Origin of the sequence: Flagellimonas maritima, assembly GCF_003269425.1 — a bacterium.
Classification (GTDB): Bacteria; Bacteroidota; Bacteroidia; order Flavobacteriales; family Flavobacteriaceae; genus Flagellimonas; species Flagellimonas maritima.
This window is the reverse complement of record NZ_CP030104.1, coordinates 1,420,458-1,434,196: the sequence shown is the minus strand read 5'-3', so window position 1 is coordinate 1,434,196 and position 13,739 is coordinate 1,420,458. Positions and strand designations below refer to the sequence as shown.

15 protein-coding genes are annotated in these 13,739 nt (G+C 42.2%); 3 read left to right on the top strand and 12 right to left on the bottom strand.

The window, feature by feature from the left end:
• The first annotated feature begins 24 nt into the window (after positions 1-24).
• Together HME9304_RS06325 and HME9304_RS06320 are read left to right on the top strand one after the other, a co-directional pair.
• Positions 25-252 (top strand): UBP-type zinc finger domain-containing protein, encoded by a 228-nt coding sequence (locus tag HME9304_RS06325; protein WP_239023401.1) that lies wholly within the window; start codon positions 25-27, stop codon positions 250-252.
• Between the two features lie 2 nt (positions 253-254).
• The gene (locus tag HME9304_RS06320; RefSeq protein ID WP_112377779.1) at positions 255-1,910 is read left to right on the top strand and encodes an FAD-dependent oxidoreductase; all 1,656 of its coding nucleotides are present in this window, start codon (positions 255-257) and stop codon (positions 1,908-1,910) included.
• A 9-nt stretch (positions 1,911-1,919) separates the two neighbouring features.
• Here HME9304_RS06320 and HME9304_RS06315 read toward each other — a convergent pair whose 3' ends face one another.
• On the bottom strand, positions 1,920-2,894 hold the full coding sequence (locus HME9304_RS06315) for an NAD(P)H-dependent flavin oxidoreductase (RefSeq protein WP_112377778.1): 975 nt from the start codon (positions 2,892-2,894) through the stop codon (positions 1,920-1,922).
• Between the two features lie 117 nt (positions 2,895-3,011).
• Between HME9304_RS06315 and HME9304_RS06310 the strand changes: the two genes are divergently transcribed.
• Positions 3,012-3,485 (top strand): acyl-CoA thioesterase, encoded by a 474-nt coding sequence (locus tag HME9304_RS06310; RefSeq protein ID WP_112377777.1) that lies wholly within the window; start codon positions 3,012-3,014, stop codon positions 3,483-3,485.
• Between the two features lie 166 nt (positions 3,486-3,651).
• On the opposite strand, the gene HME9304_RS06305 is transcribed toward HME9304_RS06310, so the two are convergent.
• The 11 genes from HME9304_RS06305 to HME9304_RS06255 all read right to left on the bottom strand — a co-directional run bounded on the left by HME9304_RS06305 (position 3,652) and on the right by HME9304_RS06255 (position 13,698).
• Entirely contained in the window at positions 3,652-4,215 is a 564-nt protein-coding gene (locus HME9304_RS06305) for a hypothetical protein (RefSeq protein WP_112377776.1), read from the bottom strand.
• Positions 4,216-4,299: 84 nt separating this feature from the next.
• Complete coding sequence (locus HME9304_RS06300) at positions 4,300-4,530, bottom strand: hypothetical protein (RefSeq protein ID WP_112377775.1); 231 nt, start codon at positions 4,528-4,530, stop codon at positions 4,300-4,302.
• A gap of 1 nt (position 4,531) precedes the next feature.
• Positions 4,532-6,202, bottom strand: coding sequence for a hypothetical protein (locus HME9304_RS06295; RefSeq protein ID WP_123877365.1), 1,671 nt, complete (start codon positions 6,200-6,202; stop codon positions 4,532-4,534).
• A gap of 183 nt (positions 6,203-6,385) precedes the next feature.
• Positions 6,386-6,841 (bottom strand): hypothetical protein, encoded by a 456-nt coding sequence (locus HME9304_RS06290; protein WP_112377773.1) that lies wholly within the window; start codon positions 6,839-6,841, stop codon positions 6,386-6,388.
• A gap of 8 nt (positions 6,842-6,849) precedes the next feature.
• Entirely contained in the window at positions 6,850-7,092 is a 243-nt protein-coding gene (locus HME9304_RS06285; RefSeq protein ID WP_112377772.1) for a hypothetical protein, read from the bottom strand.
• Between the two features lie 42 nt (positions 7,093-7,134).
• On the bottom strand, positions 7,135-7,563 hold the full coding sequence (locus tag HME9304_RS06280) for a hypothetical protein (protein WP_112377771.1): 429 nt from the start codon (positions 7,561-7,563) through the stop codon (positions 7,135-7,137).
• A gap of 65 nt (positions 7,564-7,628) precedes the next feature.
• Positions 7,629-7,880 carry a hypothetical protein gene (locus HME9304_RS06275; RefSeq protein ID WP_112377770.1) on the bottom strand — a complete coding sequence of 84 codons (252 nt, stop codon included), beginning with the start codon at positions 7,878-7,880 and terminating at the stop codon, positions 7,629-7,631.
• Positions 7,867-11,484, bottom strand: a complete 3,618-nt coding sequence (locus tag HME9304_RS06270) for a deaminase domain-containing protein (protein WP_112377769.1) — start codon at positions 11,482-11,484, stop codon at positions 7,867-7,869. Before HME9304_RS06270 ends, HME9304_RS06275 begins: the two co-directional genes overlap by 14 nt.
• 153 nt (positions 11,485-11,637) lie before the next feature.
• Positions 11,638-12,306: an SMI1/KNR4 family protein gene (locus HME9304_RS06265; protein WP_112377768.1), complete on the bottom strand. Its 669-nt coding sequence runs from the start codon at positions 12,304-12,306 to the stop codon at positions 11,638-11,640.
• 148 nt (positions 12,307-12,454) lie between these two features.
• Positions 12,455-13,348, bottom strand: coding sequence for a DMT family transporter (locus HME9304_RS06260; RefSeq protein ID WP_112377767.1), 894 nt, complete (start codon positions 13,346-13,348; stop codon positions 12,455-12,457).
• Positions 13,345-13,698, bottom strand: coding sequence for an arsenate reductase family protein (locus tag HME9304_RS06255; protein ID WP_112377766.1), 354 nt, complete (start codon positions 13,696-13,698; stop codon positions 13,345-13,347). The genes HME9304_RS06260 and HME9304_RS06255 overlap by 4 nt, the downstream gene beginning before the upstream one ends.
• Positions 13,699-13,739 lie beyond the last annotated feature (41 nt).

Here is a 13,739-nt window from a genome sequence, read left to right as displayed (position 1 = left end):
GAGCATCTTAAGACCATTTCTGAGGTGAAAAAAGCAAGAGCATATGAATGTGAGGAATGTATTGAGACTGGTGGTACATGGGTTCACCTACGTACTTGCCAAGATTGTGGCATAACGCTCTGTTGCGACAGTTCACCCAACAAACATGCTAGTAAACATGCTGGTTCCCATGGGCATGCTGTAATCAGTTCCGCAGAACCGAATGAAAATTGGATGTGGTGCTACACCCATAAAACCATTGTAAAGTATTAAAAATGAAAGACCCACGTTTTCCAGAACTTACCCAAAGACAAATCAGTATTTTAAAAGGCTACGGAACTGTAGAAAAGCACCCATCAGAAACAAAGATTTTTTCATTGGGCGATTTGCAGTATGATTTTTTTGTTGTGCTCAATGGGGAAGTTTCCATTGAAGATCCCTATAATGAAAATGAAGTGATTGTTGCGCATCAGAAAAACGAATTTACTGGCGACAGTGGAATGCTTTCCAATAGGGGCGCACAATTTCATGCCGTTACAAAAGGTGACACCACCGTTCTACGAATTGCGCCCAGAAAACTGAAAGAAGCTATTGCAAGACACAGTGATATAAGCGATGTGCTGTTGAACGCATTCTTATTGCGCCAAGAAACGGTACTCAGCGAGTTTACAGGTGGAATAAAACTGGTGGGCTCGGCCAACTCAAAAGAAACGTATGCTATTCGGGATTTTATGGATAAAAACCATATTTGGTATAACTTTTTAGATGTGGACACCTCCGATAATGCCCTTGAACTTTTGGAAAATTTCAACCTATCTAAAGAGGACCTGCCCTTCTTGATCAATAGCGAAGCAAAGGTATGTCCAAACCCTTCTTTGGAACAATTGGCACGCTATTCAGGAGTTCTCATGGATTTTGAGGACAAAGTGTTCGACCTTTTGGTCATTGGTGCGGGACCAGCGGGATTGGCAGGTAGCGTTTATGCCGCTTCTGAAGGGCTTAGCGTAGTTACCATCGATAGTAAGGCACCAGGGGGACAAGCTGGAAAGAGTTCCAAGATAGAGAACTATCTCGGGTTCCCCACGGGAATTTCCGGGAGCGATTTGGCGAACAGGGCCTACGTGCAGGCACAAAAGTTTGGTTGTAATATATCTATCCCGCACAAGGCCGAAAAAATAGAACATACGGGGAATCATTTTGTACTCTACGCCACCAATGACAAAAAAATAAAGACCAAAGCTATAATGGCTGCGACCGGAGCAAATTACCGTAGCCTTCCCATTGACAATATCGAAAAGTTTGAAGGTAGCGGGGTTTATTATTCCGCAACGGGAATGAACGCTGCTTCTTGCACCAACGAATTGGTCGGGGTGGTTGGAGGGGGAAATTCTGCAGGTCAAGCAGCCTTGTTTTTGGCGAACCATGCCAAAGAGGTACATGTCATTTTAAGAGGTGGGGATTTAGGGGCAAAAATGAGCGATTATCTGGTTCAGCGCATTGAAGCGGCCGAGAATATTCTTGTTCATCTTGATACTGAGGTCACTGAGTTGCACGGGGAATATTATTTGGAGTCGCTAATTCTGGAAAATAAATCTGGAGAAAGAACAGAAAAGAAGATTACCAACCTTTTTACGTTCATCGGGGCCAAACCTTGTACGGAATGGTTACAGGATTTAGTGGTAACCGATGAGAAAGGGTTCATTTGTACGGGACCTGGTATTGACCATAAGCATCTTCACAAATGTGCTATCTATTCCGAGAGAGAACCACAGTCCTTGGAAACGAGTATTCCAGGTTTTTTCGCCGTGGGCGATGTTAGAAAGGGTTCGGTAAAACGGGTAGCTTCCGCGGTGGGCGAAGGCTCTATGTGCGTGAGCCAAGTCCATCGATTTCTGGCGGATTTAAAAGATGTGGAAATTGTGGAAGCTTAGCAGCAATTTTTATTTTGGATAAGTTTCCAATAATCTTGCTTGCTCTTCGATAGCGGATTTAAATTCAGATTTTAAGGTGTCCACTAGCTCAGAAACGGGCATCGTGTTTTCTATTGTGGTAACGCCTTGGCCCGCGGACCAAATGGTTTTCCATGCTTTTGCTTCTGTATCCAATTCTTTTCCAAAATCTATTTTGTGGTTTTTTTTCAAATCTTCTTCGCTTATTCCTGCTGCTTGTAGACTTGCCGCTAGAAAGTTGGCATGCACTCCCGAAATAGCAGCAGTGTAGACCACGTCACTGGCCCCAGCTTCAATAATCATTTTTCGATATTCTTCGGGGGCTTTGCTTTCTTCGGAATTAATGAATCGAGTTCCCATATAGGCCAAATCTGCACCCATTTGCATAGCGGAAGCAATGTCCCTACCTGTACTGATGCATCCTGAAAGCAATATAGTTTTATCAAAGAATTTCTTTATCTCGGCTACCAAACTCATGGGGTTTATGTTTCCCGCATGTCCCCCTGCACCTGCTGCAACAAGAATCAATCCATCCACGCCTGCACCTGACGCTTTTTCCGCATGTCTCTTCTTTATAATATCGTGAAAGACGAGTCCACCGTAGCTATGGATTGCATCTACGACCTGGCTTACGGCCCCGAGTGAAGTGATGACCAAGGGAACTTGGTGTTTTACACAAAGTTTGACATCTGCTTCCAGTCTTGGATTGGTAGGGTGCACAATAAGATTGACCCCAAAAGGAGCTGGCTTTTTTCCAGTCTCATCTTCAAACTTTTGTAATTCAGTTTTTATTTGGATGAGCCATTCTTCAAATCCTTCACTGGTTCGCTGGTTAAGAGCGGGAAAAGTACCAACAATACCATTCTTACAACATTCAATGACCAGTTTTGGACCCGAGATGAGAAACATAGGTGCAGCAACGACAGGTAATGAAAGATGTTTGATGAATTCAGCTTTTTGACTCATGTGTTTCGCATTAAGTTATCTTTAAAAATAAGGTTAAATCCACGATTAGATTGGTATGGATTTTCAAAACTATGGTAATTTTACAATTATTATGCACGCATAACAAACTAATCAACTATGTTTTTTAAGGAATTTGAAATTAGGTGGAGCGATTTGGATGCCAATCGTCATTTGGCCAACTCGGCATTTATCAACTTTATGAGCCATACGCGCATGGCCTACTTGGGACAGTTGGGCTTCGACCAAAAATCCATGGCAAAATACAACGTAGGTCCCGTGGTCTTTTATGAGCATATGTACTATTTTAAAGAAGTTTTTGCCGGAAAGCCTATAAAAGTTTCTCTAGGTTTTAAAGGAATGAGCGAGGACGGAATGTTTTTTGAATTCCAGCATGATTTTTATGATGCGAACGGCAAAAACTTTGCCCGTTGCGAGATGATGGGGGCTTGGATGGATCTAAAAGAGCGGAGTTTAACAGCATTGCCACAGGTATTTTTGGATGCTTTTGCCACAATGGAAAAATTGGATGATTTTAAGACGCTGACCAAGGCGGATACCCGAAAATTCTTTAGGGTTCCAAAAGATTTGTAGAACTTTTATTGTTCCCTTTTGAAACTGTTCTTTGCCGTTTCCGCGTGATTGTATCGCGTAAGATATATCAGAAATCAGGTATTATATCAACTAAGATTCCGATTTCTCTTGAAAAACATATAATACCGCCGTATATGTAGTCTTCTGGTCTAAAAGTAATTCAACCTCAAGAGAACCATAGAACTTTTAATTTTGCCATAGATTCAAAATAAGAAATTATTTGAAGTTTGACGTGTATTCCTAATGACGATAACCACGCGATACAATCGCGCGTCAGCAGGGCATTTGCACTCTTGATTTGTTCGATTTCCTGTGGCGACAATTCTTCCGTCGTTGCAATATTCCCATCTTTTTTCAGGTCTTCCAGTTCTTGCTGTAGCTCCGCGGAGAGGTTTTCTCTACCGGGAATTGCATCTATCTGTTGCGCTATGGTAACCTCGACCGCATTGATTTGGGAAATAATATTCTGCTGTTCCCCAAAACTCACGGCCTGTGCCAATTCGTCCAGTAGTTTTTCTTTTTCCTTAAATATCTCGTCCCAAATATCCCCCAAGGCCTCGCCCAATTCCCCAACCGCCTCCACCACATCCCCCGTATCCAGAATATTATTCATCGTAGGGTCGTACTCGATCACCACGGTGCCCTGCAAGAGCTGGCGATCGGTGTTCAGGAGGATATTGTCAAAATACACAGCCAGCTTTACATTGCCCAGATAGGGAATGCGAACCAAACCTTTGCCGCTAAAGTATGGCTAGGTTATGTCAAAGAACTTTTATTTGTTATAAGCCGATATGTCAATACAAGAATAAAGACTTTATGATTTCTCCTCTATCTTATCAATAATTTCACCCAAAATTATTTCTTCTTCTTGCGTGAAATTTGAATACTGTGTAATCGAATAACAATTTGCTAATCTTTTAATTGCATCATCACGATGTTCCGGTTCCATTAAATCAATTAGGATATTCTCAAAAAATAAATAAGCATTGTTATTCCTTTTTCTTAAAATAAATATTATTTCAATTATTTTTCTTACATCTACCATATTAAAATGCTTTATCCGTTCTAATTATCCATGCTTTTGGCAAATTAAGAATTACAGCTTGATAATCTTGTCCAGAATATTCTATCCCTTGAGAGGCTGCTTTCCCTTCGCTAACCCAAGTTCCTTTTGGCACCTTAAATTCCGATATTTTTTCAAGTTTGACACCCCAGTCTTTTCTTATTGCCAACCCTTCTCTAAGGCTTTCCTCAGTCATGTATTTCCTATTTGTTAACCAAGTATATTTCTTTCCAGTACGATTATCGACACCATGATACTTATAAAAAACCTCATCATTAACAATTTTTCGATTTATATAAAATTTATTTGCAAAAGTGGCGGCAATTTTTTGAGGTAATTTTGGTCCTGGTAAATACTTAATCGTTTTTGATATTTCTTGTAATTCCAAATCATCTACTACCTCATCAATTTTCTTAACTCTTATTTTGGAAATGTTTTTAATTCCATCGTCCAATTTGTTAAAAAACTCATCCCACTGACCTTTGGTAAAATTACGCATGGCCTGCAATATCTTCTTTACCTTGACAGATTTGGAAACCCAGCCCGCTACCGGAACTAAACTGCTGGCAACCACAATAAATATTTTCCCATGATGATACCTAGCCTCATTATCGTTGTCATTCACCGTATCCCAATAACCTGCCAATTTTTCCTCTACATCGGCTATCAGTTGCTTTAGGTTTTCCCGCTCCTGTACAAAGTCCACAAACTCATCCACCTCATTGCGCAGTCTTTCGGCATCCTCGCAACGTTTGCCCTCATATTCGGTCAGTTCCTTTTGTTCTGTATACCACTGTTCCTTTACCCAGCTCCATATACTGGTTTCCGCTTGTTCCTTTTCCAGTTTTTCCAACAGCAGTCCCATCCGCTTTTGGTTCATGGCCACCTTGTTCGGCGTGCATTTTAGTTTGGCCCATGTATAGGCATAAATAAATTCCTGCATGCCTGCAGAAAGATCATAGAACATCTTGGGCAGCAGCACCAAGCCTTCCACCTCTCCATAAAGTCCGTCCGTAAGACCTGCCACAAAGGGAATATCTACTTTGCTATAATAAAAGGCATCCGCAATCGGGGCTTCCTTCCATAAACAATAAGGGAACACACCTTGACCCTTGTAGCTTCCCCATCCTTGCTCTCTGCACAGTTCCGTAGATTCTTTCAGATACTCAGCAATAGTTTTTACTTTTTCTAGCACCTCTTTATACACCACATCTGTTGACAACACAGTGTAGGCATCCCCCACAAAAACCTCATCCTCTGCCTTTTCAATACTCTTTTCAAGATTGTTATATGCCTGTATTTGATTGGCGGTATCATAACCGTCTGGATTGGGGCCACCCTGTACGGCTTCTTCTATCAAGTTTTGACTGGAAGCGTTGTAGGCATTATAATTTGCTTCAAGTTCGTCCTTTACATTTTGGGGTATGGATTCATCTGCAAGAAGTTCGTCCACATAGCTTTCCTGCTGCTGGTTTTGCTCTTGTAATTGTTCAATCTCTTCGGGAGTGCCGTTAAAACTTTCCAATAGTTCACGAATTGAGCCGACTATCTCCCCAACCGTCTCCACCACATCCCCCGTATCCAGGATATTATTCATCGTAGGGTCGTAGGCCGTAACTACAGTGCCCTGTAACAGCTGCCGGTCGGTATTCAATAGGATGTTATCATAGGTTACCGCCAGCTTTACATTGCCAAGATAGGGAATGCGAACAAAGCTCTTTCCTATAAAGGATGGATAGGTTATGTCAAAGAACTTTTTAAGTACTATATCACGAGCGGGACGCTCGAGCTAGTAGGGGTTCAGAACTTTAAAACTAAACAGGCATTTGCTAAATGATTAACGACTTTCTATCTTATCATATATCTCTCCTGTATTTGCATCTACAACATATCGAAAATCATATGGCCAGTTAGATGAGTAAACTTCTATCAATTCTTTATCTCTGTACTTCTCCATATACTTTTTGTAATGTTCAGGAGTTATAAAATCGGATTCTGTTAATTTTTCCAAATCGATTTTCCCAAAACCCACAACATTACCCTCTGCAAACTTCCACTTCAAATTACCATTAATGGTATAGCAAAATAACTCACTTGGATTATTTTTACACCTTTCTTTCCATATCTGGTGTGTTTTTGAATTATTCCAATCTAAATCAGATTCTAAAGGAGATGTATTAAAACAAACTACTTCACTTAAAGATTGAATTTTAGTTATTACCGTCTCATTAGGAAAAACAACTTCTTTATCTGCAATTTTTATTTTATTTGGAAAAACTAATTCGTATCTCATTGTTACAACTAATTTAAGTAATCCGACACATTTCCCATTGGTTTAAACCAACTCTTTGGAATTGCTTGATTTTCTCTAATTTCAAATTGAATTGAACCTTCAGGTTGATGTTTTTGTCCTGGCCAATCCTGTGGTCTTGCAACACTTTTTCTAACTTTTGTACCCGCAGGGACTTTCACAATAGAAATCTCTACTGGTTTAACCACTTTTCCTCCATCACCAATAATAGGTAAAGCAAGCTTCTTTATCATATCATCTTGCGATGTGAATTTTTGAAAATCTTCTATCGCAACTCACCAAGGTCGATTGGGATTCCAAGAATTGTGAACCCTTACAAATAAAGCTTCTTGTGATAAAACGATATCGTCAATAGAATGAGCAAAATTATACGGATTAACTAAACTGCTACTTGCGTTAATTTCTGCTAATATTTCAGATTGTGAAACTACTGTTTTACTACCTAATAGGTCTGTCTTAGAAAGCTTCGAGTAAAGACTTTTAGCTTCTGTTACCGTTAAATTATCCCATTTAGCAATTAAGCTTGGAATATCATCCACCGCATCAGCTACATTCCTCCCCAACCTTGCATTGGCCTGTTCAAAGAATTCGTCCCACTGCACTTTCGTAAAATTACGCAGGCCTTTTAGAATATCCTTTATCTTCTTGATCTTGGTAACGACTCCTATGCCCGTGGCAACGGAGAGTAATTGTACATCCAGCACAGCCCGCTGATAACGCTCCTCGTTGACAAAGGAAAAGGAAACATAGATACTAAGGCATGCTTAGATTACCAATCTATGTTTTTGTCATCTCTTAACTCTCTTATTTTACTGCCAAACATTGAACCAAATAAGAATATTTTATCGATTGATAACATCGAAACATCGATATAACTAAACATCACTCCATCTATATCTTTAGAATCTTTGTAAACAATGCTTTCTTTGTAAACCTCGTTAAAGAGACTCACTAAATCTTTGACTATTTCATAATCTCCTGTTGCTATATGCAATATTCCTTTGGTACTATCTAACTCCATCTATTAAAATTAACTTTAAATTTGGGAACATTTCGCTAAATTGCTGTAAAACCCCTTGGCAAGAGGCACAATAATCCCGTTCAGACACAATCTTTATTTCCCCTGTAACATTTGGATAAGAACTTCCCTTAACACCTCCTAAGTCATCTGCCAACTTGTTAAGCATTTTATACTCCGAATCGGTATTTCTAATCCAACCTCCGACCTCAATAGCATCGAAAATTTGAGGTTCTGTAATTGGATCAGCTGACCCACTACTCCAAAGTTTGTTGTCTACAGCTTTACCGTTAATATTTCCTTCAACATATCCAAAATTACCACTCGATGGTTTATTTATCGCTATTCGGTGATTTGAAATTCTATTTGCAGCTTCAACCAACTCATTTCCATTTCCTCTCCTTACAACGCCGACAAAACCCTTTAAAAATTCACTACTTGCATTAGCCACTCCCTCTAACCGCAGAACTTCATCTTGTAATTTAGGGGACTTCTTCAACGTTTGGTACAACAGATCCGCACCAGAGGCCGAAACAACACCAAATTGTACCCACGCCCCTACTTTTTGCCAATCTTCACAAAGGGTGCTATCCTGTCCCGCTCCTTGACAAATTACATTTGCAGCGGTCGCCGATATATCTGCCGAGGCCAGAGCAATCCTAAAAGCCCTAGCCAGTTTGGTGCTTGCAGAAAAGGCCAGCTTTAACTCCCCAACACCAAAGGCCAAAGAGGTCATATCCAGAGCAACGGTCAACTGTTGCAAAGAACGTTCGTCCTCTTGCGTGAGGACCCCTTTTAAAAGAAGGATATAGGGAATCTCTAAATTCTCTCCCGTTATCGTAAAAGTACTGAATATGTCCGTGTCGGTAAAAATGCTCTCAGAGGAACTAAAAGAGGCCCCCTGCCCTCCTCCTCCACTTGTATTCAATTGCAAACTGTACTTACCGTTACCTTTTTTTAGTATGACATATCTGCTTCCAAAATCCCATGCGCTTAACTGAAACAGGTCTGCGGTGCCTCCATATTTTTTTTTATTCAAGCTGTGGTACTTGCCAACATAGTCACTAATGGCATAGGTGAGCAGGTCTGATTCTTCATCGTCGACCCTTTTGAAGAGTCTCCTAAGATCAATGGAACGGTACACCTCGGCCATTGCACTTGTTTGTGCATCGCCATATTCCTCCAAAAAACGGATAATCAACTGCTCCTGTAGGCCATCAGTTCCTGTAGAATCATCAAGCATGCTGTTGATCAAGGAAATCCGTTGTGCCGTACTGAAATTTTCAATCTCGCACCTTGGGAGCATGGTCAATAATAGATGGGTATCGTCATAGTTGCCAGAGGAAATGTCTTGATCAATCTTCTGTCTAAGGTTTGTATAATAGAAGTCTTCCTCTGTAGGAGCGGAATCCAAAAATTCTTGTTCGAACTTGCCCAAGTCTTCTTCGGCCTGAAAGCAAATCCTAAATTCGTTTGTATTCCCCGATAAGATATCCAAGGAACTGAAAACAATACAGTGTCCGTCGTACGATGCTTCGGGCACATTTTCTAAAACTTTTCCTGACTTGATGCTATGTTGTATGGAAATCTCTTTTTTTCCGTGGTTTTCACCCGTGGTTTTAAATTCAATATCAACTCTTCCTAGGCCTAATTCACTGAGTTTTCCCCGAAAGTCGAAGAAGGACAGTCCGCGACCGTAGAAATATTCAAAGTTCTCTTCTCCATTGTTTTTTGCACACCAATACCCATTTATTATTGCCATTACATGGTGTTCCAAATTATCTCCAAAAATTCCCATATCCTCCGCAACTTCTGCAATCTCCCTGATCCGTTCCCTTCGTTCGGCATCCGCGGTAGAAATGTCCGCTATTTCTTGTGGGGTCAAGGTATTATTTGCTACTATGCTGCCTTCCTGTTTTAGCCCCTCTAATTCATCTTGTAACTCCTGCGGTAGACTTTCCCTACTCGGTATTTGGTCTATCTGTTGCGCAATGGTCACCTCTAAATCATTAATTTGGGAGATAAAATTTTGTTGTTCTTCAAAGCTTTCTGCTTCTGCCAGTTGGTTCAACAATTCTTCTTTCTGACCAAATAGCTCGTCCCAAAGGTCCCCGATAGCCCCACCCAATTCCCCAACCGTCTCCACCACATCCCCCGTATCCAAAATGTTCCGCATCGTAGGGTCGTATTCGGTCACCACGGTGCCCTGTAAGAGCTGGCGGTCGGTGTTCAGGAGTATATTGTCAAAATGCACCGCCAGCTTTACATTGCCCAGATAGGGAATGCGCACATGGCCCCTGCCGCTGTAGTAGCCCTCGCCCCCGTTCACCTGGGTCGTTGTTACGGTAAAGTCGCCCGCAACGAACTGCTCTCCCGGGGAAAGGTTGGACAAGGGCTCTTGGTTCTGTATGTCGATTTTCGGCGATATGCCGCATCGGTACAGGTCCCCCGTTTCGGTCTCCATGGCGGTGGTGAACTCCCGCACCGTGCTCCAGCCGCTCTCCCCCAGCCCGCAGTCCTTCTTCAGCTGGTACTCGTAGGGCGTTCCCGCCCTCAGGTCCCAGAGCGTGGTCCAGTTGGCGGTGGTGCGGTTGATGAACCAAGCGTTCCCCGCGCCCTTTTGCCGGTAGCGAACGGTGAACTCGGGCACCGTGGTAGTGGGGTCGTCCCAAAGGATGTTGGCCTGTGCGCTGCCGCGCACCTCGTGCCTCAGGTTGGGCGGCACCTCGCAGGGCGATATGTGCACAAAGGAGAAGATCTCGCTATGGCCCTGGTTCTCGAACGGCCCCACACCCTCGGCCCCGTCCACGGCCTTGGCCCGTACCCGCCAGGCATAGGCACGGTCGGGAAGCAATATGGGGTCGGCGGGGCCGTAGAGATAGCTGGTGGCCGTGGTGGTCGCCTGAAAAAGTGGCGGAGCGGACAAAAAGGCGGCCTGCGGGTCTATGGTACCGTCCCAGATCTCCACCAGGCTGAGCTCGTACTCCACGTTGGTGATGTTGAGTTGTCTGGGCGTCCACTGGAACACGATGTTCTGCGGGTTCGTCTCGTCCACCTGCGACCCGTTGGCGGGCAGCACCAAAAAGGGCGGCCGGTTCTGGAACAGGAACACATTGGTGCAGGAACGCGCCGAGAGGCGCTTGCCCGTCAGCACATCGAAGGCCTCCAAACAGATCTGGTAGGAGCCCTCGGGCAGCGGGCGGCCGTAGACCGTTGGGGAAATGCCCGTAACGTTCGCTATTTCAAAATATGGGGCGAGCTCCGGGGCGCCTAGCGCCAGGGGGATACCGCCGTCCAGAAAGAAGGGGCCCGCACCTATGGGGTTCGGCACACTCTGAAAATCGATTCCGCCACCCTCAAAGGACATCCGCAGTTGTACTTCCCGCCCGGTGATGTTGAGGTCGTTGAGCGCCAGTATTGCCAGCAGGGGGCCGTTGGCCTGGGCGGCATCGGCATAGGACGACAGTTGCGTGGGCGATGCGCCCACATTCCGAACCGCTATGCTGACAGGGAACGATTGGGCATTGCAAAGTGTACTATTGAACAGTAATACAAAAAATATGCAAACTCTATTTTTTTGAAAAAAACTAATAATTCTATTGGCCATAGGAAATATAAAAACCAGAAGGTAAAGGACCTATCTGATTTTAAATGTGGTGAATTGACGAATGGCCTAAATGGGTTTATGAATATGATTACGAAGTATATAATTTTTTAAGACAGCGAAGAATATGTAGAAAGCCCTGAAACTGTTATTTAATCATTCTTCATCTTTCCTTCCATAGCCAAACCAACTTGTAGGAGCTTTAATGAGGTGCCCTGAGATGATTTCATCCAACCATCGTTCATACCAATCCAAAAAATTGTTTTCAAAAGTAAAATTTGGTTTGCTACCGTCCTTATCCACATTGATGACCTTTCCTTTATGGGTACCATTTAGCACAATAGCGTGCAATGCACTGCACCCTTGAAATCCGATGGGCAATATTCCACTATAAATTTTGGCAACTTCTTTGTAATAATCTTCATCAGAAATGTTTTCGTCATCCATAAATTTGTTCAAATCGTCCCAATCCTCTTCCGTAAGCTTAGGATGTAAAATACATTTCTCTTTCAAAAAAACCTCAGGATTTGAATGAATCAGTTCATTTATATTTCTTCCTAACGGATAAATTCCATAAAAGGGGCCAGCACCTGAATCCTGGTAGGAGTTTCCACCATTTCCAATGTTCAACAAAAAAGCTTGGTAGCACCGTGGAAGCAAAACGGAGTATTTCTCTTCAAAAGCCCTGATATCTTTGATCTGTAAAGGCTGGTTAATTTGATAGTTATGACTACTTGCACCGAATACCCTAAAATCCGTATCGGTATTTCTTGCCTGGGCGAGTTTTTGTTCGATTCTTATAATCTGTTTGGAAAAATCTAGCATTCGTTTTAATAGTTCAACCTGATTTTCGTTTCAGAATGATTTTATGGAAGTAAAGTACAAACGATAACTATATTTTTTGGCAGTAAATTGATGTATGGCCCTTATAAATTAACAAATACTTATACTGATACAATAAACGTGAAAATGACTAAGGCTGATTTTTAGATTTCTTACTTGCTAAATAGACCCCTAGCAAAACCAACGTAGTGGCCAAAACCTTTATCAATGTAAGTTGGTCCTTACCGGAAAACAAAGCGAACAATATTCCGAACAAGGGCTGCACATAGACAAAAGCCCCAACCGTTGAAGCTTTTAGTTCGGTCAATGCAAAAACATTGAATAGATAGGTCATAAATGTAGTGCCGATGACTACAAAAGCAATGGAACCATAAGCCCACAAGGGCATGGAAGACCATTGTATTTCCAGAAACTCTGGCAGGGTAATCGGAAAATTAATAATAACAGCAATGGTAAACAACCATTTCATTAGAGTAAAGGGATGGTACTTTTCAATCAATTTTTTAACAACAATCAAATAAGCTCCGTAAGAAGTGGCATTGACCACGAAAAGAAAATTGCCCAAGGGGATATTGGGTGCGTCTTGGCGTATTTCCGCACCAAAAAGTATGAGCGCCACAGCACCAATAAAGCCCAATACAATTCCAAGTCCTTTGTTCAGGGTTATCTTTTCGCTCAGGAAAAAAGCGGATAGAATAACTACGATAATAGGAGTAATTGTGACCAAAACAGCACTATTGATAGGGGTAGAAAGCTCTAGCCCTTTAAAAAACGCCAACATATTTATGACCATTCCCAAGATGGCACAAACCAGGATTCTGCCCCAATCCCTTCGCTCAATTTTTTCTTTTGGCCCAAATATGGAAATACCCCAAAATAAAATAGCCGCACCGACTACCCTGAGCATAATGAATCCAAAAGGTTTTACGTGGGCTGGCATAACCCCTTTGGCAATAGTGTGGTTGATACCGTAAATTGTGGTAGCGCCAAGAGCGGCTAAAAGTGCGAGGGTTCTTTTGCTCATGAGTGCAATATGCCCTTGGCCGCGTTAACTACTTTTTTGGAATTCCCGATAAAGATTTTGTCTTCTAAAAGTATAACAGGTCTTTTTAGGAAAGTATAGTGCTCAAGGATAAGATTTTTATAATCATTCTCTGTAAGTTTCTTTTTATGCAGTTCTTTTTGGCGGAACAACATCGCTCTTCTACTGAACAAATTCTCATAACTACCTGCCCTATTTTTCATGGCTTCCAGTTGGTCTGCAGTGATAGGTTCAGTTTTTATTTCTTGAAGAGCAACTCCATCCAACGGCTCCAATTCTTTCAAAATGCGCTTACAGGTAGAACAACTGCCCAAATGGTAAATTTTTTTCATTCTAAGATTGTCTTTTTTAAGAAATCAAAATTAATTCATGC